The sequence below is a fragment of the Clostridioides sp. ES-S-0006-03 genome, assembly GCF_020662275.1.
In the GTDB taxonomy this organism is placed as follows: domain Bacteria; phylum Bacillota; class Clostridia; order Peptostreptococcales; family Peptostreptococcaceae; genus Clostridioides.
In genome coordinates this window covers 269,886-294,102 of record NZ_JADGMM010000001.1, presented here as the reverse complement: position 1 = coordinate 294,102, position 24,217 = coordinate 269,886, and the positions used below count along the sequence as shown (strand labels likewise).

Below are 24,217 nucleotides of genomic sequence, written 5' to 3'. Positions count from 1 at the left end.
TTATACACTTAAAACTTTTTTTAACTTATAACCAACCTTACTAGCAACAAAGTTAAGAAATAATGGAGCTAATATTACAGAGGCAACATATCCTACTTTTTCAAGTGTACTTAAAATCTTTCCATACCCTTTAACAGTTTTACTTTCATACCAAGTGTTCCACCACTTACTATTACTTATCCATGGAGCTTCAACTTCTCTACCTTCTTTATAAAATTTTATGTTTTGCATAAAATTTGCATCATTACGTCGTTTATATATAAATCTAAGCTCTCTTTCTGTATAGCTTCTTTTTTCATGAGTATTGTAGCATATACTTCTTATATTCAATCCATCTAACACAAACCTTATAGTTTTTCCTGATGCAACAGTAAACAACATTCCTGCTTTACACCCAGATATGATTCTTCTTTTTATTGAAGAAGGGCTACTATCTCTAGGTAATTTACTTCCTAAAAAATTATGCTCTAGAAAAGCCATAAATCTAGATACAATAGGAGTTCTTATAGTCATCCCATTAATTGCTACTTTACCTTGACCATAAGTCTCACCTCTTTGCACTCCCAAAAACAAGTTATTCATATTGTCCACTACTATGGGTCCTACACCTAAACGGCTACGTCCATTAGCTGCTCTAACTTCATTCATATAAATATCTTTAGACCTTGATTCATGCAATCCGTAAAGTAAATCATCTCTTTCAAAGGTAAAATTATCACCTATATCCATTCCAAAATCATCACTATATCTAATAGGATTATTTATAGTAAATGTGTATAAATTTAAACCATTCACTTTACCAGCAGGGTCAGCTGAAACCCATCTCCCAATATGAGACGCATAATACCTTTCCCCATAATAATATAGTCCTGTCGATAAATCTCTCTCTTTTGCTGAATACCTGTATTCCTTTAGATTAACTTCTCTATCATCTTCTCCTAAAATCAGAGCTGTTCCACCATATGGATAGTATTCCTCATAAGTTATTAGTTCTGCATTTTCATTTATCTCTACACAATATGAGCCATTACTATTATCTAACTGATATTTAAAAAAGTACTTATTAGTATTTTTAGTCTCTCGTTGTCTTTCATCAATATTCCAGAAATAGATCATTGATATACATTTCTTATCATCCATTACCTTTATAGATTTTCTACTTAAAATTATAGTTTCATTTTTATTATTTATCCTCTTTATCTTTTTAATTTCAAAATTACCAATATAAAATTTTTCTTCTATCTCAAAAATATTTGTATTTATCTTTCTTTCGCTAACTTTTCTTACACGTTGACCATTTGCATCATATATATAATAATCACTATCACATATTTCATCTTCTCTAGTTAAAGTATCTACATGAGATATATTATTTTTGTAATTCCAGCAAATTTGAGAAATAGTTTCTAAGTTTCTCATATTACCATTTTCATCAAAATTAGTTTCATAATATAATTCATCTTTATTTCCATACTTGATGCCACGAGAATGATTTGATTTTTTATCAATATCAATAGATTTAATCCATGTTAAACTATCTGATATATGCTTTATAGATACTAAATTTTCTGAATCATCATATCCGTACATCTCTCTATAATTTTCAATTTTTTCACTATCATTTATATGTAATGTTCCTAGTTTAATGTATTTTGAATTTCCAAAGCCACAACCTGATTTATCTGCAATAACACCTGAATGTTTCCTCCCAGTTGCATTAATTAATTGATACATAGCATCGTATGTGTACTCCATTACAGGACTTATTTGTTTTTTGCTTTTTAATATTGCTTCCAAAGAACTATCCATTATAGTCATAACATTTCCACATGGGTCAAATATATATTTTAACTCTTGAAATGTGCTCATCTCATTACCTTTATCTGCCTCATTTTTATTTATTGTCCTTATAGACTTAATTCCTCTCAACCTATAATCTATATCATCGTAAGTATACTGAGTAATTAAACCATTATTCATATAAATCTTAGTTCTTTGCTTATTTGCATTGTACTCTATATCTTTTATAAAATTGTATTCTTTGTTTTCTTCAGATAAAAATACATCTACACCATTTAATAGACCTAATTGATTATACTTGGCTTTATATATACTTAAATCTGGTGTAATTTCTATTTTTAATCTTTCAAGTGCATCATACTTATATTTAGTATGAAATACATCTTCTTCAAGCTGAACACTACTTATTTTATCCCAATTAATTTCATTCTTATAATCGGAAGCAAACTGTCTACTAACACTAATAGCCTTACCATTCAAATCATAAATATCTGAGATAGCTATACCTGCACTATCATAATGTTTATAAATTTTGCCTATTAGGTTCCTACTTTTCACCTTTTTAATATCTTGATTATAAAATTCTCCATAAACATACTTTTCTACAGTTTGATTTATGTTTAGACCACTTTCACATCTTCCATCAACATAAATTTCTTTAATTCTTTGTAGATTATCATAATATATTTTTTTATGAAAACCTCTTAAGTCCCATAAATGTGTAGGCTTATTATACATATTTAATAGGTTTAACTTTATACCTGCATCTGCACTTTCTACATAAATTTCATTACCTTTCATATCATAAAAATACTTAAAATTACAAAAATCTGTTTTTTCACTAATGTTTGAATAATACAATCTTGCATCTACACTACGCTTAATCTTACCAGTTACATCTATATCATTAAACGTTGTTAGACAACTCTTTTTCATAAAATCTATTAACTCATTACTGCAACTTTCATATTTCTCATCTATCTCTAATTTAAAATTACTACTATATGGTTGAAATTTTTCAGATACCCATCCACTTAAAATTTTGTTTTCTTGAATCTTGCTTGGTTTTATATATTCCTTACCCAAAAGCTCATTCCATATATCATCTACACTTATACCTCTTTTACAAGCTATCTCTTTAAATGAATCCTTATAAACTTCACCTAGGTTATCCCTTATAAATAGATATTGATTTCCCATATTATCAAATACTTTTTTTTCAGGGGTATTATAAAATTTACTAGCTTTTAAAAGTGCTTTTTTCTCATATTCTTGTTCTACAGTAGGATTTTCAGGATAATTATTTATATATTCATTGAAATAATCTGAATCTACTAATGTGTCATTTTCATCATAGTGAATTTCCTCCCATGGAGAATACTTAACTTTAGTAAATACATTATTTACTATAGAACATTTTGATGGTATACCTTTAGCTTTTTCAATCTTCACAACCCTAAGAATTGAATCATAATAAATAACTTCTGATGCAGTTAATATATTATCTAGATATTTTTGTTGTTCATATTCAGAAGTTGATGAAAAATATGGCTTAAACTGCTTTATAGGTTTTCCCTTATTGTTGTACACTACTCTTCCGGACACTTGCCAACGTTCATCCACATACCCAGTTGATACTTCTCCTAACTTGTTATATATAAGATTTCCTTTGTTATATAAGATTGCTTTTCCTGAATCAACTTTAGTTTTTTGTTCTATATTTCTACCAAAACCATCTGAAAAACCTATATTAATTTGAACCTTATCTTCTTCCTTAGTTTGAATCTCACTTAAATAATTCTCTCTTACAAGTTGAATAAAGCAAGCTGGTTTTTTATTATCACTCCATTCCCACAAATCATAAAAGAAAAATTCAGATGCCATTTGTAAATATTTTTGATTATTTTTTATAACCTCTTTAAACGTAGCATTCTCTAAATATTTATATATATCTAAATCTCCGTTTCCCTGAAAACTTTCATCAACAATACCATAGTTAGATTTTGCAATTACCATTGCTAATGGATCAAAAATAACTTGATATATATTACCATTTATATCTTTCAATTGTTTTGGTAAAGTAGTTATATAGTCAATTATAAACTCTGATTCATTTGATATTTGCTCAGACAAATATTCTCCTATTTTAATTGGAAATAATCTATATTCATCATACTCAATATATTTTTTACAATATAATTTTGAATCTTTTTCTATAAATAAATTTTCATTTGATATAGGCATAAAAAATCCATTTTCTTCTCTAGTAAAATAACTTTGAACAAGCCCTCTATTCCACCAATAATTTTCTTTTTTGATATAACCACAATCTTGAACTAATATATTATCATTTATCCTATCCGCAAATATATCATTTACTAAAGTTTCTGGCATAACAGCAAATTCCTGATGATGAAGTAACGCTTTATCAGTTATCTTTCCTAAATCCAGTAAATTATCCTGATGCTCATTCCAAAAATATTTTCTATCACAAGAAATACATCTAGCTTGTACTTTTCCTGTTTTGAAACTTTCATTGTAATTTACTACATTACAAAAAGATTCATTTGTTATTGTTTTGATTTCATCATATGAAAAATAGATTTTTCCATTTAATGATACTTCTCCTATCTCAAATAAACTATGTTCATATGCAATTCCAATTAAATTAAAATCTTCAGTTTCATTTATAAATTTTGTACATTCTGCTGTTATATTAAGGTTGTATTGTTTACTATAAACACTATTTTGGTTTATTATTTTAAACCTTCTTGGGTAATATACTTCACAAGATTTTTCTATATTACCAAACTTATCTACATCTAATATAAATTTGTGTGCTATACGTGGGTCTTTTACTAATCTTTCATAATTGTATGTTATACACTCAGTTGGATGAGAATAAAACACACCAAAATTATTTTCTATTTTATCTTGAAGCTTTACTATCTTAAAGTTAGTTTCAGACACAGTATATGGTATATCTGAAATTTCTATATCACTATCTAATCCATAAGTTTCTTCACGCAAAATTTTTCCAGCTAAAGAGATATATGCCTCTCTCAGTTCTTCTGAATCTTTTTTGTTAATAGAACTATCTAATATAATATCTGGTAGTACATAGGCATCCAAATCTTCAGAAAAAAATTCTTCTTCATTAAGTTTAGATATATTTTCTAATTGATCACAACACCCTGTATGATACCATTTTTTTATATAAGTAGTAGGTACTATGAGTGGATTTTCTAGACTTGAATTAATCTTTTCTGAGTTCCAATTTTCAACAAACCCAAATCCTCTAAACTTTCGTTCCACATAATCATAATAACCAGAATGATATTTGTAATATTCTGTAAATTTAGATTCTGAAATCTCATCAATAAACTCTATCTTTTCCACTACATGTAGTGGAAATGGTAACTTTGTCTGCCATTCTTTACCTAAAGCCCTATCTTCAAGATAAAACTTTACAGAACTAGAATAAGTTATATTTGTCAACATACCTAAAGAATTATCTATATTAGTTAATAAATATGGCTTTGAGTTATTTGTAAAATCATAAACATAGTGCTTTATTATTTCTCCTACCTTTGTAAATATCATACAAGAAGCTCCATTTCCATTTACATCTTCAAAGTTTATTTGGTCAAACTTTGAGTAATTCTCTGGTAATGGTATTGATATTGCATCACTAAATCTATTGCCACTTAAATTTAGATATATATCTACTCTATCTAAATATACATAACATATATCCATAGTTCCCGAACCATCAATATCTGCAAAATGAATTCTTGATATATCCAAATCTTCATCAAACTTTGGTGCATTTCTCAACAATATTTTTTCTCCAAAATTACCATGACCACAATTTGGCCAACATTCAAAACATCCATTTCGGACTCTAATTCTATGATAAAGACCGTCTCCAAGTACATTACCAAATCCAATAAATTCATTTATGTTTTCACTATTCTTATATGGAAATTCTCCTGAACTTATTCTATTTCCAAAATCAATTCTATTTGCTCTACTAAAACCACTTTTTTTAATAGATGAATACACATTTAGGTAATCATCTCCAAATATAGCAATATCTATTAGTCCTCTTCCATTTATATCAACCATTTCTTTTCTACTGCTTCTTGTAAATTCCATAGGAAAATATTCAAAATCCATATATTGTTTCCAATCTCCATTACTTTCACACTCATAAAATCCTGCTCTTTCTGTTTTTGAAACAATAAAGTTCAATTTGCCATTACCTTCAAGACTCATTAAAAAATAATTAGAGGAAGTTAAATCTTTTTCAATAGGAAACTTAATTGGTTTTTCTAAAAATCCATATTTTCCATCTCCTTCTGCTCTCCAAAAAAATGTAGACTCTTCATTGCTCATTAAAATTCCTGGTAAACCATCACCATAAATATCTATAAAATTAAACTCAGTTTTTTGTAAATATCCTTGTAAATTAGAATCATCTTTTGTTTTTAATAAATTGAATTTTTTATTATTTGGATTAAAACTAGAATATCCTAACTTTATTGGAGGCATAGATTTTAAAAAATAACTATTATCTTTATTCCTTCTGTATCCTTTCAGTTGAACTTCTGATAGCATAGACATTTGCAGTGTTTCTTCATATTTTAAGTTAGTTACATTTACAAGGCATGGTATCTCTCCAAGTTCATTTTCAAATTTATGAAACATTAATATATTTCTACAAAGCCTACAAATTCTTATTTCAAATCCACTTCTATATGACGAAAAAGAATCTTTTCTCACTTTCCACATATTTGTATATACATATGGATTCGACTGACTCGTTTTTAATAAAGTATCTTCTAATTCATATTCACCATAATCAAAGACCACTTCAAAGGCCCATTTTTCTTTTTTTTGTTTATCAAAATAGTTCCCATATCTTATTTTATGTATATATTTATATGAATCAAATCTTCTATCTACATAATTAGATTTATCTATTATATTTTCATTATTTTCTTGTTTATAAATATACTCAATTTTATTTCCTTTTGAATCAAAACTTTCTTCAATAAGCCACATAAATATTTGACTGTCATTGTTTGGATTTGCAACTTTTGAATTTAAAGACTTGCCATAGATTGATGTAATGTTATCTTTTGTAGTAATTTTCCAATAAGAACTCTCTTTACTCTTCCAATATTCTATTCTTGAAAAGTCTCCTTCTACTCTAGGTAAATATGAAGTCACTTCCCATGAGGAATTCAAATTTTTTGATTTCTTCATTTGTTTTCTATTATCACATGTTTTTACAAGTTCTGATGAATTAGATAATATAAACTTATCCAAAATATCCTCATATGTAGGCACACCCTTCTCCGTATTTCTAGATATATAAGGCAATGAAATAGAAAATCCTAATCCAAATGGACCATTCCCAGCACCAGAGTTATAATTTAAAGAAATATCTGGTTCAAAACCTCGACCTTTTGAAGTTTTTATTGGTATAGAAAAATTTCCAACTCCTGTAAATGGATTTGAACTAAAAGTCTCACCCATACCTTTTATTGCGCCACCACCTTTAGGCATAGATACTTCACCTATAGAAATTGTTCCATTGTTAAACACACCTTTATTATTACTTTCCATATGATTAACACCGCCTATAATTTCATTAGATTTTCTTTTTATATCCTTTTTTTCTAAATTTTCTGATAAATTATACTATAAAGTATATAGATATTTAAAAGAATATTCAACAATTTATGCGTAACTGGTCGTCTAAAATGTACATTTGGTCAAAACAATTATTTTATAAAAAAAAGTTATATAGTTAATACCTGCCACAAAGCTCACGTTAAAAAACATAAGTATTTTTGTCATCAACTACATTATAATGGTGAGTATTATAAAGAAATTATTTATACATATTTTACATACTCAAAATTAAAAATAGCCAATATAAAAATCATATTATATTAATTCAAAATCTTATAACTAAATAATTTAGATTCTAAAGAATATGATTACATTATATTGGCTATTTTAACTACTTTTTCTTAAACATATCTTCTATTTTCTGTCCGAATGTTTTTTTCTTTTCGTGGACGTTCGACCCGCACTCCTTCGCAAATTCTCTTAACAGATCTTTTTGCTTATCATTTAATTTTTTAGGAATCTCGACTACAACTTTGACATATTGGTCTCCTCTTGAATTACCTCTAATTCTAGGAATCCCTTTTTCTTTAAGTCTAAATACAGTTCCAGTTTGTGTTCCTTCTGGCACACTATACTTAACTTTTCCATCCAAAGTAGGTACTTCTATTTCATCACCTAAAGTTGCTTGAACAAATGTAATTGGCATCTCAAAGTAAATATCATTTCCATCTCTAGTAAACAATGGATGAGATTTTACATTAACTACAATGTATAAGTCTCCTCTTGGAGCACCTTTTTCTCCCACTTCACCTTGACCAGCAAGTTTTATCATTTGACCATCATCTATACCTGCAGGTATATCTACTTCTATAGTCTTAACTTTTCTTGTGTTTCCAGTTCCATGACATTTGCTACAAGGAGATTCAATTACTTCTCCAGTTCCATTACAAGTACTACAAGGTCTTGAGCTTGCTATATTTCCAAATGGAGTTCTTTGAACAGTTCTAACTTGGCCAGTTCCATTACAAGTTGAACAAGTTTTCTTTGATGTTCCTGGTTTTGCTCCAGTTCCATCACACTCATCACATTCTTCACTTCTATTTAGCTTTATAGACATTTTTTTACCAAATGCAGCTTCTTCAAAAGATATAGTAACATTTTGTCTTATATCTGCACCACGTTGTGGACCTCTTCTTCTTTGTCTTCCACCTCCGAAGCCCCCTCCAAACATGTCACCAAATATATCTCCAAACATATCTTCAAATCCACCAAAGCCTTGGCCATTAAATCCACCTTGGCCTCCAAAGCCTCCTTGACCATTTAGCCCATCATGTCCAAATTGGTCATAAGTCTTTCTCTTTGTATCATCTGAAAGTACTTCATAAGCTTCATTTATTTCTTTAAACTTTTCTTCAGCCTCTTCATCACCAGGGTTTCTATCTGGATGGTACTTCATTGCTAACTTTCTGTAAGCTTTTTTTATCTCTTGAGCTTCTGCACCTTTACTGATACCTAAGACTTCATAATAATCCCTTTTTGTACTCAAAAATTGACACCACCTTCATTTTACAAAACGATAGCTTGTAGAATAATAAACTACAAGCTATCATTAATTCTTATATTCTACTTTAAGTTATATAATCTATGATATATTATATTCTTTATGATGTATATTGTCCATATATCTTTAATATCTATATGATTTTCATAAATAATCTATTCTTCAATTATCATTTGATGTTATATTATATAGCTTATTTATCTTCATCTACTTCTTTAAAGTCAGCATCTACTACATTGTCATCTTTAGGTCCATTATCTTGAGCTTGCTCTGCACCTTGTGCTGCTTGTTGTTCTTGAGCTGCCTTTTGGTACATTTCTTGAGATACTTTTTGGAACTTAGTCATTACTTCTTCTGTAGCTTTCTTAAGTTCTTCTGCTGTAGCATCTTGATTATCTTTTACAACTTTTAAGTCTGCTATTGCTTTTTCTATATCTTCTTTATCACTTGCACTTATTTTATCTCCAAGTTCATTTAAAGTTTTTTCAGTTTGATATATAGTAGATTCAGCTTGGTTAAATGCTTCTATTTTCTCTTTTTTCTGTTTGTCAGCTTCAGCATTCATCTCAGCTTCTTTTATTTTTTGTTCTATATCTGCTTCTGATAAATTAGTATTTGATGTTATAGTTATTTTTTGTTCTTTTCCTGTACCTAAATCTTTAGCTGAAACATTAACTATACCATTTGCATCTATATCAAATGTAACTTCTATTTGAGGTATTCCCCTTTGTGCTGGTGGTATATCAGTTAATTGGAATCTTCCTAAAGTTGTATTGTCATAAGCCATACTTCTTTCACCTTGAAGTACATGTATATCAACAGCTGTTTGGTTATCAGCAGCAGTTGAGAATACTTGAGATTTCTTAGTTGGTATTGTAGTGTTTCTTTCTATTATCTTAGTCATTACATTACCCATAGTTTCTATACCAAGAGATAATGGAGTAACGTCTAGTAATAATAAGTCTTTAACATCTCCTGCTAAAACTCCTGCTTGTATAGAAGCTCCTGCTGCAACACATTCATCTGGGTTTATACCTTTATGAGGATCTTTTCCTATAAATTTCTTAACAGCATCTTGAACTGCTGGTATTCTTGTAGAACCACCAACTAGTAATACATCATCTATTTCACTTGTAGAAAGTCCTGCATCTTGTAAAGCTCTCTTAGTTGGTTCCATAGTTTTTTCAACTAAACCTCTAGTTAATTCTTCAAATTTAGCTCTTGATAAATCTATATTTAAATGCTTTGGACCTTCTGCTGTAGCAGTTATGAAAGGTAAGTTTATGTTTGAATTCATTGTTGATGATAATTCTTTCTTAGCCTTTTCTGCTGCTTCTTTCAATCTTTGAAGAGCCATTTTATCATTTCTTAAATCTACACCTTCAGCTTTTTTGAATTCATCTGCTAAATAGTCTATTACTATTTGGTCGAAGTCATCTCCACCTAATCTATTGTTACCAGCTGTAGCTAAAACTTCAAAAGTACCATCACCTATTTCAAGTATAGATACGTCAAAAGTTCCTCCACCTAAGTCAAATACTAATATTTTCTTTTCTTGGTCTAATTTATCCATACCATAAGCAAGAGCTGCTGCTGTTGGCTCGTTTATTATTCTCTTAACATCTAGCCCTGCTATTCTACCAGCATCTTTAGTAGCTTGTCTTTGAGCATCTGTAAAGTACGCTGGAACTGTTATAACTGCTTCTGTTACTGTTTGTCCTAAGTAACTTTCTGCATCTGATTTTAATTTTTGTAATATTATTGCTGATATTTCTTGTGGAGTATATGATTTTCCATCTATATTCACTTTGTAATCAGTTCCCATGTGAGTTTTTATTGAAGTTATTGTTTTATCTGCATTTGTAACTGCTTGTCTTTTTGCAGGTTCTCCAACTATTCTTTCACCATCTTTTGTAAATGCCACTACTGATGGAGTAGTTCTCATACCTTCATTATTTGCTATTATTTGTGCTTCTCCACCTTCTAATACTGCAACACATGAATTTGTTGTTCCTAAATCTATTCCTATTATTTTTCCCATGACTAAAAATCCTCCTTGAGTAATTGTATAATTAAATTTTACTTATTTGTGTATTTTATATTAGGCTAAATATTTTAACCTTAATTTATATACTTAGCAAGAAACTTTAACCATTGAAGGTCTTATAACTTTAGTTCCTAGCTTATATCCTTTTTGAAGTACCATCACTATTTGATTTGCTTCTACTCCATCTACACTCTCTTGCATAACTGCTAGATGTAAGTTTGGGTCAAATTCCTTAGATTCTGCTTCTATTTCTTCTACTCCAAATTTTACTAGAGTATCTATTAATTGTTTATGTACAAGGCTTATACCCTTATACATAGTATCTTCCTTATCTTCACATGCATCTAAGGCTCTTTCCATACTATCTATAACTGGTATTAACTCAGTTATTATTTTCTCATTTGCAAACACACCAATTGTTTCTTTTTCTTGTTGAGTTCTTCTTCTATAGTTTGCATATTCGGCTTGAAGTCTTTGATATTTGTCATTTAATTCATCTACTTCATCTTTTAATTTTTTTTCTGCTAATTTAGAATTTATATCTGTTACATTTTCATCATCAGCTTTTTCTTCATCAGTTTTTTCGCTTGACTCTTCACATTCTTCATTAACAACTTCATCTTCTAACTCTACTTGAGTTTCAGATTCTTGGTTAATAGAAGTATCATTTTCTTCTTTTACTTCTTGTTGCTCATTTTTTTTATCCAAGACTTTACACCCCTCAATTTAAAATTTCTTTACTTTCTATTAATTAATAAACTCATATAATTTATTATAGAGTAAATTCTAGCGTAATCCATTCTTGTAGGTCCTATGAAGCTTATTCGCCCAACTAAGTCTCTGTCTACATTATAAGTTGCTGTAACTATACTACAATCCTGTGCCAATTTACAATCATTATCACTACCAATTATTATATTTAGATTTTCTTTTTGTATTCCCTTTGATTTAATTATGTCAGCTATTGTTTCCTTTCTTTCTAACATATTTAAAAATGACTTTGCTTTTAACACATCATTGAATTCTGGATAACTAAATATATTAGTGGCTCCATTTAATGATAGAGAAAAATCTTCTTCTTCCATATTTGAGTTTAGGGCATTTAAAAGTTCATCTATAAACCCTGAGTACTCACTTATTTCATATTTAATAAAAGCAATCAGATTATCATCTAAATCTGTTATACTTTTTCCTAAGAGCTTCTTTGTAAGATTATCAGAAATCAAATTTAACTTAGATTGATCTAAATATACATTAGTTGTAAGGTTAGCTTTTTTTAAGTCCCCTTTATCTGTTACAACTATAAGTAAAATATTATTGTCATGCATAGCAACTAACTGTATATGCTTTATGACGCTTTGATTTATTAAACTCTTAGTAACTGCTACAGTTGTGTAGTTAGTTAATTGAGATAATAGCTTAGACGTTTCATGAATTAATTCTTTTATATGATTTATGTTATGATTCATACATTGTTCAATAAGAATCTTATCATTATCATCTAATTCACTTTTACTCATAAGAGAGTTTACATATAACTTATAGCCTTTTTCAGATGGAACTCTACCCGCAGAAGTATGTGGCTGAATTAAATATCCTAATTCTTCAAGGTCAGCCATTTCATTTCTTATGGTGGCAGCACTAACACCTAAATCATGCCTTTTAGATATTGTTCTAGAACCTATAGCTTCAGCTGTTTCTATATAATCTTTAACTATAGCTTTGAGGATATTTAATTTTCTTTCATTTAATTCCATATTATTATACCTCCTAGCTGTTAGCACTCACTAAGTTCGAGTGCTAAAAAGATTATATATATTATATACCATTATAAATTTATTTTGTCAACACCCTAAAAATCATTCCATAAATTCTATAAATATACTATTAGATATTTCTCTTCCCTTTTGAGTTAATTGTATTCCCTCAAAGCTTTGGTTTATAAGGTCTCTAGCTAGTAACATTTCTATCTGCTTACTGTATTTTTTTCTAAAATCTATTCCAAAATTTTTTTCAAAATCTTTAAATTTTATTCCCTTATTCATTCTAAGGCCCATAAATATCTTTTCTTCTATCATATCTTTTATAGAAAGATTTTCACTATCTTGTATTGGCTTCTCTCCTTTAATCAGACTTAAATGATAATCCTCTAAAGATTCTAAATTATTATATCTATTATTATCAATATAACCAGAAGCTCCTGCTCCAAGACCTATATAGTGTTCACATTCCCAATATAAAATATTATGTTTACAATTATAGCCTTCTTGTGAGTAATTTGATATTTCATATTGATTGTATCCTTTTGATTTTAAATAGTTTATTGTATACTCATACATTTCTATATCTATATTTTCATCTATAAGGTCAAATTGATTATTTTCATACATATTATACAGTTCAGTACCTTCTTCTAATATAAGAGAATATGCTGATATATGTGCTGGATTTAAATCTGTAACTTTTTCAAGAGTTTCCTTCCAATCACATAGTGTTTGATTGGGAAGACTATACATTAAGTCTATGTTAATATTTTTAAATCCTACACTCAATGCGTCCATATAGTTTTTCTCAAATTCTTTATAACTATGTATTCTTCCTATAAAGTTCAAATGCTTTTCTTGGACAGCTTGTAACCCTATGCTAAGTCTATTGATACCAACTTCTTTCATAGTTTCTAATTTTTCTAGTGTCAGTGTGCCAGGATTGCATTCTATGGTTATTTCTGCGTTTTTGTCTATATTGAATTTTTCTTTTACACTTACAAATACTTCTCTTATTTCTTCAGATGTCAAAATACTAGGTGTTCCTCCACCTATAAATATACTTGTTATTATATCGTTTTTGTCTATATTGAAATCTTCTTTATTTTTGTATTTATCATCTCTATTTAATTTATTACTGTATAACTCCATTTCTATTTTCAAATCTTCTATATATCTTTTTTTTGAATCTAGGTCCATTTTATAAGAATTAAAATCACAATACTTACATTTTTTCACACAAAATGGGATATGTATATAAAGTCCTAACATTTTATATTCCTCATTTCTTAAAATTATCTTAAAGCATCAGTTATTAAATTATAAATCAAACAAAATAACTCATCAAATAACATATAAAGCATCTTCACTATGTAATATCATAAAAAATTTGGATAAAAGTAGATTTTTACTTTTATCCAAATTTTTCAACTTAAAATAAATGACTATTTTTTCTTCATATAATAATAAACTGGTAATCCAAGTAGGGTTATAAATATACCACCTAAAGATACTGCTGTTGAAGTCAGTATTTGATTTATTATTACAAATAATCCACCTAATATAGCTATAATTGGTATTATTGGATATAAAGGAACTTTATACGGTCTGTGTAAATCTGGTTGTTCTCTTCTAAGCCTTATAACTCCAACAAAAGTCAATACGTAAAATACCCATATTGAAAATATAGTTAAATCTGTCAAAAGATTAAATTGACCAGATAAAGCATATATACATGCTAATACAGTTATGAGCAGTATTGAATTTACAGGAGACCCACCAGAATTTACTTTTAATAAAACCTTAGAAGCAGGCAAAGTTCCTTTTTCAGCTAATGTATATGGTATTCTTGACCCTGTTAATAAATATCCATTTAATGTACCAAACACTGATATTAATATACCCACAGTTATTACTTTTCCACCTAAATTTCCAAATAATTTTTTTGCAACTAATGTTGCTGGTGAAGTAACAGTTGCTAATTCACTTGCTGGCACAACCCAAAGATATGCTACATTTATTATAATATATATTGCCATAACTAATGATAGCCCACCAACTATTGCTCTTGGTAAATCTTTTTCTGGAGATTTCATCTCTCCTGAGATAGCACCGACATTTATCCATCCATCATATGCAAACAACGTTGCTATTAATACTTGTCCAAGTGCGCTTGATACACTAACTCCATCACCTACAAATGGATTTAATATCTCACTACTTTGGCCTTTAATAAATCCAAATATTATTATTAGAGCTAATGGTATCATTTTTCCAATAGTAGCTACTGTCTGAACTTTTCCTCCCAATGATGAACCTATTATATTAAGTAATGATAAAAACAGTATTACTCCAATTGCTATTGGAAGCACAACTGACATATTGTTTGGACTCATATTTAAAAGTTCAGATGCTTGTTGAGCAAATATTACCCCTAATGCTGCTGACGTACCTGGAAAAAATAATACAGTTTGCATCCATCCAGTTAAAAATCCTAATTTTTCTCCATATATTTCTTCAATATAAATCATCATACCACCAGTTTTTGGGATAGCAGCTGATATTTCTGTAGCTGTAAGTCCAGCTGTTATTGTTATAAATCCACCTAAAAGCCATGCTATAATACCTAGTCCTGGAGCTCCATTAGTTGTGGTATATATTGCCTGTGGCTTAAAAAAAACTCCTGAACCTATAACCATACCTACAACAGTAGAAAGAGCTGCTGAAAGACCAATCGTCTTTTGTAGTTGAGTACGCATGATGTCCCTCCTTACTGTTTTATAAGTGCATAAAATATTAATTTTATAAATTTATGGTTTTAGTATTCCCAAAGTTTTTTTTTATATTAACTTACTAACTTTATATTAATTTGCTATACATTTAAAATTATAGAATACCAACCTTCATAATTTCAACCTTTAAAGACTGTCTATTTTTTTAATGTAAATTATATTTACTATCTTAAATTAATTAAATTAAAGTTTAATCTTTTAACTTAAAATGTGTATATATCTAATACTTTTCCTTTTAAAATTTCTTTTTCATTTAGTTCTGGATTATTAATAACAATTTCAAGCATCTTATTTAATAGATACCCTATATCTTTACCTGGTTTAACACCTATAGACATTAAATCGTTTCCATTAATAGCTAAGTCTTTAATATGAAAGCATTCATTTTGACTTATTATATGTTTAAATTCCTTTTCACTCTCAATAAGGTTTAATATTTTCTGTTTTGCATATTTTGGGTTTTTAGCAAGTGTGTCAGCCCAATTAACCTTTATTAAATCTTCAAATAGTTCAACGTCTCCAAGTTTATTTAATAACTTTTTAATAATTTTTCTTTTTGGTTCTATTCTATAATCATGATATTGTATTAATATTAAAACTTTATTAATAGTATAATTATCATACTTAAGTCTCTTCAAAATTTGCTTTGCTATTTTGACAGACTCCCTACTGTGACTATAAAAATGGTCAATTCCATTTTTATCTGTCGTTTTAGTAATTTTTTTACCCAAATCATGAAATAACATTGTAAGCTTTAGATATAATTCATCTTCAATTACTTCAGTAGCTATCAATGTATGTTTTCCAACATTATAAATATGATATGGATTATTTTGAATAACATCTTCTAAGTCACATATTTCAGGAATTATAAATTTTAATAATCCTGTTGAAATTAATAAATTTAACTTAGATGAATCAGATATTAGCATTTTATTGAATTCTACTTGAATTCTTTCCATAGACACACATTTTATTAAATCTGCGTTTCTGTAGATACTTTGTTTAGTATCTTCAGCTATTTTAAAATTAAGCTGTGCAGAAAATCTAATCGCTCTAAGCATTCTAAGTGCATCTTCTTCAAATCTATCTACTGGATTTCCAACGCAACGAATACACTTATTTTGTATATCCTCACAACCATTAAATGGGTCAACTAATCCAGTCTTTGAATTGTATGCAATTGCATTAACAGTAAAATCTCTTCTTGACAAATCCTTAACTATATCATTTGTAAATTCTATTGAATCTGGATGTCTACCATCACTATAACTTCCATCTATTCTATATGTTGTCACTTCAAATGGCTCATGTTCAATCATGACTGTTACAGTACCATGTTGTATACCAGTTGGAATAGTCCTTTCAAATATCTCTACCACTTTTTCAGGTCTTGCACTAGTTGTTATATCCCAGTCATTTGGAATTTTTTCTAATAAACAATCCCTCACACATCCTCCAACTACATATGCCTCATAACCATTCTTTTCTAATTCTTTAATTATATAATCCACTTTTTTAGGAATTTCTATATTAGTCATAAATATCACCTTTTTTTATTTTTTCTTTAATATACTCTTACTTATATTCTCTATGTGTTTAATTAAAATATACCACAAAAAAACTAGATTAATTTAGAAATAATTCTAAAATCACTCTAGCTTTTAAGTATATTTATCTAAATTTATAAAAATTTAATAAATTATTCATCCAACTTAAGTACAGACATAAATGCTTTTTGAGGAACTTCAACAGAGCCAATTTGTCTCATACGCTTCTTACCTTCTTTTTGTTTTTCAAGAAGTTTCTTCTTACGAGATATATCTCCACCATAACATTTAGCAAGTACATCTTTTCTTAAAGCACTTATTGTCTCTCTTGCAATAACCTTATTACCAACAGCAGCTTGTATAGGTATAGCAAATTGATGTCTTGGAATTTCTCCTTTTAATTTCTCACACATTGCCTTTCCTCTAGGGAAAGCACGAGTTTCATGTACAATAAAACTAAGTGCATCAACTTGCTCTTTATTAATTAAAACATCAAGTTTTACAAGAGTAGATGCAACATATCCCTTAATCTCATAATCAAGAGAACCATATCCTCTAGTTCTTGATTTTAAGGCATCAAAGAAATCATAAACAACTTCATTAAGAGGAAGGTCGTAATGAAGCATTACTCTTCTCTCATCTATATATTCCATGTTTAACATATTTCCACGTCTTTCCTGGCAAAGTTCCATAACAACACCTACATAATCTTTAGGAACTATTATATCACCTTTTACTATAGGTTCTTCTATCATTCTTATCTCAGCTACTTCTGGCAAATTTGCAGGATTTTGTATCATTACAACTTCTCCATCAGTTTTTGTAACTCTGTATATAACAGATGGTGCTGTAGTTATTATATCAAGATTAAATTCTCTCTCAAGTCTTTCTTGCATTATTTCCATATGTAAAAGACCTAAAAATCCACATCTAAACCCAAACCCTAGCGCAGCTGAAGTTTCAGCCTCATATTCAAGGGCAGCATCATTTACTTGTAATTTTTCAAGAGCATCTCTTACATTTTCATATTTTTCACCTTCTCCTGGATATATACCACAATATACCATTGGAGTAGCTTTTTTATATCCTGGTAAAGGTTCTTCTGTAGGATTATTTGAATCTGTTATTGTATCCCCTACACGACAGCTTCTTATGTCTTTTATACTAGCAGCAATATAACCAACATCACCAGCTGATAATTCACTAAGTTCAGTTTGCCCTGGAGCCATAACACCAACTTCAGTTACTTCAAACTTTTTCTTAGTATTCATCATTTTTATTGTCATACCTTTTTTAACAGTTCCTTCAAACACTCTAACATAGGCTACAACACCTTTATAAGCATCGTAATAAGAGTCAAATATTAACGCCTTTAATGGTGCTTCATTATCTCCTTTAGGTGCAGGTACATTTTTTACAATATCTTCTAAAACATCTTCTATATTTAAACCTGTTTTAGCTGAAATAAGAGGTGCTTCACTTGCATCAAGCCCTATTATATCTTCAATTTCATGTTTTACTTCATCTGGTCTTGCACTTGGTAAATCTATTTTATTTATTATTGGTAATATTTCTAAATCTTGGTCTATTGCAAGATACACATTAGCTAAAGTCTGTGCCTCAACACCTTGTGCTGCATCGACTACCAATAATGCTCCCTCACATGCTACTAAACTTCTTGATACCTCGTAATTGAAGTCTACATGTCCTGGTGTATCTATAAGATTTAAATAATATTCATTTCCATCCTTCGCCTTATACATTAATCTTATATTTTGAAGCTTTATAGTGATTCCTCTTTCTCTTTCAAGATCCATGTTATCAAGTAATTGACTCTTCATGTCTCTTTCACTGACAAGCCCCGTTTGTTGTATTAATCTATCAGCTAAGGTAGACTTTCCATGGTCTATATGTGCAATTATACTAAAATTTCTAGTTCTACTTTGTTTATTGTCCACCTTAAATTCCCTCCTCTTGATTATTCTTATAGTTATCATTTTATATTATATAAAAACTTTTTATATATCAAATTTTAAATTTTTGAATATAAACTAATTGGCATTAAACAAAATTATCCACATTATATGTGGATTATCAAGTCTAACACTAAATATTATATAATATCATAAACTTAAAGTAAATCCTATAAAATATAGTTAATGTGTTTTTATTTTATACAATTAAAAATACATAACTAAAATAAGGCTTATTTTAATCAATAAACCTTATTCACTTATTTCCTACTTATTAAATTTTTCAACGATTTTGTGTATATCAAAATCTGGTATATCAAACTTTGTAATATCAAATTTAATACTTGAGAAATAATTATGTTGTTTTATTCCCAACATACTTTTAGCATTACTATCAACTATAAATACACAAATGGATGTACCTATAATCATAATAACTAAAAATATAATTCTCATAATATACTTATATTTTCTTTGTTTACTTTTACCTTCTATATTTCTTTCTAATCGGCTCATTCAACATGCTCCTAATTACACTAAACAATCTAATTTTTTTGTTTAAAATATTCATCTAAAATTTCAGCAAGATACTTTGTAGTAGCCTTAGATTCTTCTATACTCGTTGCATTATTTCCAATTTCTATTAACATGTGATTTTTAACTGCAAATTGATTAAATCTAGCATAGTCTTTTTCTACTATTGGAGACACCAAGCCTGGATATTTCTTTTCAGCAAAAGCAGTTATATCATCTGCTAAAGCTCTAAGTTGTGCTTTATTTTCATTTTTTCCTCCTACAACAAAGAAGAATTTAGATACTCTCTCTCCATTTATCATAGTTGTATATTTCAAATGGTCTTTTTCTTTAGTGGCTGGATTAGTTAAATCCCTAGCATCCCTATGTAAATCTATTGCTATGTCCACTGTATTATATTTAGGGAGTATACTTTTTATTGTTTTTAAACTACTTGCATAAGAGTTATTATAAGATGGATAGTCATGGTATTTAGTAGTATGGACTACACCCCATCCCTTACTGTCTAAAGCACTAGTTAATGCATTTCCTACTTCCATTACTGAATTTTTCTTATCTCTTGAATGATAATTTCCATCAGGTGAGTTTGAATAAGTTTCACACCCATGAGTATGATATATCAAAATTCTTGGATTTTCTTTAGTCACTCTTAAGTCATCTTTATACTCTGCACTAGATGCAGTACTAGTTTCAGTTGTATCTGAGTTTTTTGACTCAATATCTGGAACATTTTCTTTACCAACATAAAGTTTTATATATTCTTTTTCGCTTTCTTTCTTATTGTCGGATTTACTTACATCCTCAGATTTTTTATTTTCATCTTTACTTTCTTTACTTGCTTCTTTATTTTTATCACTCTTTTTATTTTCTGTATTATTTCCTTCGACTTTAGCTTCTGGATAAGATGAATTTACTAAAAACTTTAAAAAGTCATCTTGATTTAAAGCCAATGATTTTCCTGGTAAAATGCATGCTAATATAAAAGTCAAGGTTACTACTTTAATGCATTTTTTAAACATATTTGCTCCTCCTTATTTTACAATCTACCTGGATGTAAAGACCTATTCAGACCTTCACTTATTATTATAGATAGATTTTCAATTGTATCATCTATATCTTTTGGTGTTACGATTAAGTTCTTATCATATGGATCTAATGAATCTTTTATTAGATGATATTTTTCTTCCTCTTTAAGTTTTTTCAACATATTATAAAAACTTTCTGTTTCTTCTGATTGAGATATTAAATTATCTATTGCCATATCCAAAACATCTATAGTAAGAGTTGCTGCGTCAACCACAGTTGGAACTCCTATTGCAATAACATCCACTCCTAAGGTTTCTTTAGTGAGAGATTTTCTTGTATTACCAACACCTCCACCAGGTGATATTCCTGCTGTTGATATTTGTATAGTAGAGTTTACTCTTTCCATTTTTCTTGATGCTAGTGCATCTATTGCTACTACTCTATCTGGCTTAACTTTCTCAACTAGTGACTTCACTACTTCACTAGTTTCTATCCCAGTAACACCCATAACCCCTGGACTTAGAGCTGATACCTCAGTAAAATCATCATCATAATCCTTGTTGTAATTTTTAAAGAGATGTCTAGTTACTAGTGTTTTAGATACACTTTTGGGACCCAATGCATCAGAAGTAATATTTCTATTTCCAAGACCAATTACTAGTGTCTTTTTATTTTTGTCTTGTCCAAATACATCTACTAATTCATCTTTTAGATAATTTATCATCTCTTCTCTTGACTCATCATCATCAAACTTCATAAGATTACTTTCTAGGGTTATATACTTTCCTATATCTTTGTTCATTATCTCTGAACCTTGTTCATCTATTACTTCAACTTTTGTTACAACACAATTTTCTAATTCTTTAGTTTCTATTTCCACCCCAGGAATACTACTTCCTTCTTGAGATTTTTCACACATTTCACTAGCTTCTAAAGCCAAATCTGTTCTTACATTAATCATATAAACCTCCAGTATAAATTAAATGCTAATTATAATTGTTAACAAAATTTAGTATTTTATAACAAAAAACTATAAATTTATTTAAAACAAGTAAAATTAAGGCTTTCAATGTAAGAAAATTGAGTTTGGTCAGTAAATAGTCAGTAAACTTCCTTAACTATCATCTATTTACAAATATAAAAAGGTAGCAACTATTTATATAGGCGCTACCTTTTAATCTATTTATCAATTTCATATTATCAAATTCCTGTCAAATTTTCATTCATTATACATTTCTTTTTATCAAAATAACTTTATAATTTCTATATCATTTCATTCTGTTGAAAAAATGGTTCAGTAATCTCCAACCACTCATTTGGCAAATAAATAGCTAGATAACCATGATTATATCCCTTAGCTTCATAAATTTTACAAGAAGGTACATAAGACTGAAACATCTTTGCAGAGTTTTTTACACATTTCATTTCCTTTTCACCATACCAATACATCACTTGTGCTGTAGTTTCTCTTAAACTCTCCTTAAGTGTGTACTTCATCATATAAGTACGATACATAGCATAGAGTGTTTCTTTTCTGACATGTGGCATATCTTTCATATAATAGTTCTTAATTTCATCTGGATATTGCATGTTTTTTGGAAATAATTTTGACATCATAGCAATTTGAAATCTACAAGCTTTTTCACTAAATAAAAGCCCTCTAAAAAATCGAATCGACATCATACAAGCTCGTGCCATATTGGGTCTAGGATAGCAAATACTGCCATCAATAATTGCCTTTTCAGTAATATCGGGTTTTCGAGATAAAATCTCTATAACAATCTGTCCACCAAGAGATACTCCACACAGAGAAAAAAGATGACCACCACACTCTTCATCTATATATTTCATCAATTTATCTGCTGTATCCTCTGTAGAAATATATGCAGTCTTGTATTCTTCTCCATGACCATCCAGTGTAGGAAGTATTACATGATAGTATTCAGACAATACTCGTGCTTGTCGTAAATAATTCCACCATGCATTCCCACCTCCATGAATCAGCATGATATGTGGATTGTTTTTATTCCCAAATTCATGAAAGTTCATATATAATACCTCCTTATAAAAACAAAATGTTTGTTATTTCTTCTTCTCATCATTTTTTGCAGGTGGAGAAGATATAATTGAGAGTTTTCGGAGTTTTAAATCTGATTTGGGTTCTTGGTCTATGTATGGCTTCAATAAATCAACTATACTTTGAAGAAGATTTTCATATTCTCTATCAGTTATATATAACAATGCTGAAGTGAAAAATACATTGTCTTTCTTATTGTCTTGATTTTTCAAACTAAAATATTCATTCATTTCTTGCATCAAACCCATATGAAATGCTGTAGAGAGTGAAACAGATGCATCTACTTCCATATCCAAAGCATATTCCTTTAATGAATAAATTTTTTCAATTGTACCACGTACACGATTTTCTTTAACTACTTCAATCATATTGTTATCTTCCAAAATTTTAACATGGTGGTAAACTGTTGCACGAGGAATATCACTTAGATACTTCACAATATCAGATGTACGAACACTACCATGAATTCTGATATACTGTAAAATTCGGAGTCTAGCTGGATTTAAAATTAGTTTTGTTGTATCCACTTTATCAATCCTTTCTTTAATCCATAAAATTATTATAGTCTAATTTTTTAGACTATACAAGAGTATGATATAAAACTATTAAACAGTCAACAGTAATAAAAATAGCGATAGTATAGTTCTGCTTATCTGCGACAATAAAAAAATTACCTTTAATTAATAGAAATACTTTCATATTAACCATATAAATTCATATTTTTATAAAATTTATTACTAAGTCCATAAAAATGAGTAATTTCTTGTATTATCTTATAATTATTGGAAATACTATCAAAATGTATGTTAATAATTTGTATTATTTCAAGATATATGTTACAAAAATAAAATATTAAATTGTATCTATTAAAATATTTAAAGAACAAAATATATCAACATAAAAACAAAATATTTCAAATTATTTATACATAATTTATAGTCTAAAAAATCAAAACAAAAAACATTATTAAAATATATAAATAATAATCCTTGATTTTTAGATTTATTTCTGTTAAAATCTAATATGTTGACGATGAATATGAGAAAAAAATACAGGGAGGTGAACACGGTGGCAAATATAAAATCAGCTAAGAAAAGAATAAGTGTTATCGAAAAGAAAACTGCTTTAAATAGAGTTAGAAAATCTCAAATAAAAACTGCAATAAGAAGATTCGAAGATGCTGTTGCAGCTGGAAACAGAGAGGATGCTGTTGTTAAGTTCCAATACGCTCAAAAAAGAATATACCAAGTAGCTTCTAAAGGAACTATACATAAGAATGCTGCAGCTAGAAAAGTAGCTAAATTAGCTCAAAAGTTAAACGGTATGAACGCTTAATTACCAGTTTATATTTCTTATATATAATAACCCCTATGTAGGGGTTTTTTATTTTGGAAATTTATACAATAAAAAATAAATAGTTAGACATATTATAGTAGATTATATACTCTTAG

General features: G+C 28.7%; 15 protein-coding genes. 1 reads left to right on the top strand and 14 read right to left on the bottom strand.

Features of this window, described 5'->3' with window-relative positions:
* The 14 genes from IR151_RS01240 to IR151_RS01175 form a co-directional block, all read right to left on the bottom strand.
* Positions 1-7,434, bottom strand: coding sequence for a SpvB/TcaC N-terminal domain-containing protein (locus IR151_RS01240; protein ID WP_227432575.1), 7,434 nt, complete (start codon positions 7,432-7,434; stop codon positions 1-3).
* 400 nt (positions 7,435-7,834) lie between these two features.
* A complete protein-coding gene (gene dnaJ, locus IR151_RS01235; protein WP_227432574.1) occupies positions 7,835-8,989 on the bottom strand; it encodes a molecular chaperone DnaJ in 1,155 nt (384 codons plus the stop codon).
* A gap of 208 nt (positions 8,990-9,197) precedes the next feature.
* Positions 9,198-11,045: a molecular chaperone DnaK gene (gene dnaK, locus IR151_RS01230; protein ID WP_227432573.1), complete on the bottom strand. Its 1,848-nt coding sequence runs from the start codon at positions 11,043-11,045 to the stop codon at positions 9,198-9,200.
* Between the two features lie 93 nt (positions 11,046-11,138).
* Positions 11,139-11,759: a nucleotide exchange factor GrpE gene (gene grpE, locus IR151_RS01225; protein WP_227432572.1), complete on the bottom strand. Its 621-nt coding sequence runs from the start codon at positions 11,757-11,759 to the stop codon at positions 11,139-11,141.
* Positions 11,760-11,788: 29 nt separating this feature from the next.
* The gene (hrcA, locus tag IR151_RS01220) at positions 11,789-12,808 is read right to left on the bottom strand and encodes a heat-inducible transcriptional repressor HrcA (RefSeq protein ID WP_227432571.1); all 1,020 of its coding nucleotides are present in this window, start codon (positions 12,806-12,808) and stop codon (positions 11,789-11,791) included.
* 102 nt (positions 12,809-12,910) lie between these two features.
* Positions 12,911-14,086 (bottom strand): radical SAM family heme chaperone HemW, encoded by a 1,176-nt coding sequence (gene hemW, locus IR151_RS01215; protein ID WP_227432570.1) that lies wholly within the window; start codon positions 14,084-14,086, stop codon positions 12,911-12,913.
* Positions 14,087-14,259: 173 nt separating this feature from the next.
* Positions 14,260-15,573, bottom strand: a complete 1,314-nt coding sequence (locus tag IR151_RS01210) for an APC family permease (protein ID WP_227432569.1) — start codon at positions 15,571-15,573, stop codon at positions 14,260-14,262.
* Positions 15,574-15,809: 236 nt separating this feature from the next.
* Complete coding sequence (locus IR151_RS01205) at positions 15,810-17,147, bottom strand: CCA tRNA nucleotidyltransferase (RefSeq protein WP_227432568.1); 1,338 nt, start codon at positions 17,145-17,147, stop codon at positions 15,810-15,812.
* A 161-nt stretch (positions 17,148-17,308) separates the two neighbouring features.
* A complete protein-coding gene (gene lepA / locus IR151_RS01200; protein WP_227482848.1) occupies positions 17,309-19,114 on the bottom strand; it encodes a translation elongation factor 4 in 1,806 nt (601 codons plus the stop codon).
* A 282-nt stretch (positions 19,115-19,396) separates the two neighbouring features.
* On the bottom strand, positions 19,397-19,645 hold the full coding sequence (locus IR151_RS01195; protein WP_227432566.1) for a hypothetical protein: 249 nt from the start codon (positions 19,643-19,645) through the stop codon (positions 19,397-19,399).
* Between the two features lie 29 nt (positions 19,646-19,674).
* Positions 19,675-20,682 (bottom strand): stage II sporulation protein P, encoded by a 1,008-nt coding sequence (gene spoIIP, locus IR151_RS01190; protein ID WP_227432565.1) that lies wholly within the window; start codon positions 20,680-20,682, stop codon positions 19,675-19,677.
* Positions 20,683-20,699: 17 nt separating this feature from the next.
* Positions 20,700-21,650: a GPR endopeptidase gene (gpr, locus tag IR151_RS01185; protein WP_227432564.1), complete on the bottom strand. Its 951-nt coding sequence runs from the start codon at positions 21,648-21,650 to the stop codon at positions 20,700-20,702.
* 302 nt (positions 21,651-21,952) lie between these two features.
* The gene (locus tag IR151_RS01180; RefSeq protein ID WP_227432563.1) at positions 21,953-22,738 is read right to left on the bottom strand and encodes an alpha/beta fold hydrolase; all 786 of its coding nucleotides are present in this window, start codon (positions 22,736-22,738) and stop codon (positions 21,953-21,955) included.
* A 33-nt stretch (positions 22,739-22,771) separates the two neighbouring features.
* Positions 22,772-23,293 (bottom strand): helix-turn-helix domain-containing protein, encoded by a 522-nt coding sequence (locus IR151_RS01175; protein WP_227432562.1) that lies wholly within the window; start codon positions 23,291-23,293, stop codon positions 22,772-22,774.
* A gap of 541 nt (positions 23,294-23,834) precedes the next feature.
* Here IR151_RS01175 and rpsT point away from each other — a divergent pair.
* The gene (rpsT, locus tag IR151_RS01170) at positions 23,835-24,101 is read left to right on the top strand and encodes a 30S ribosomal protein S20 (RefSeq protein WP_227432754.1); all 267 of its coding nucleotides are present in this window, start codon (positions 23,835-23,837) and stop codon (positions 24,099-24,101) included.
* Positions 24,102-24,217: the final 116 nt, after the last annotated feature.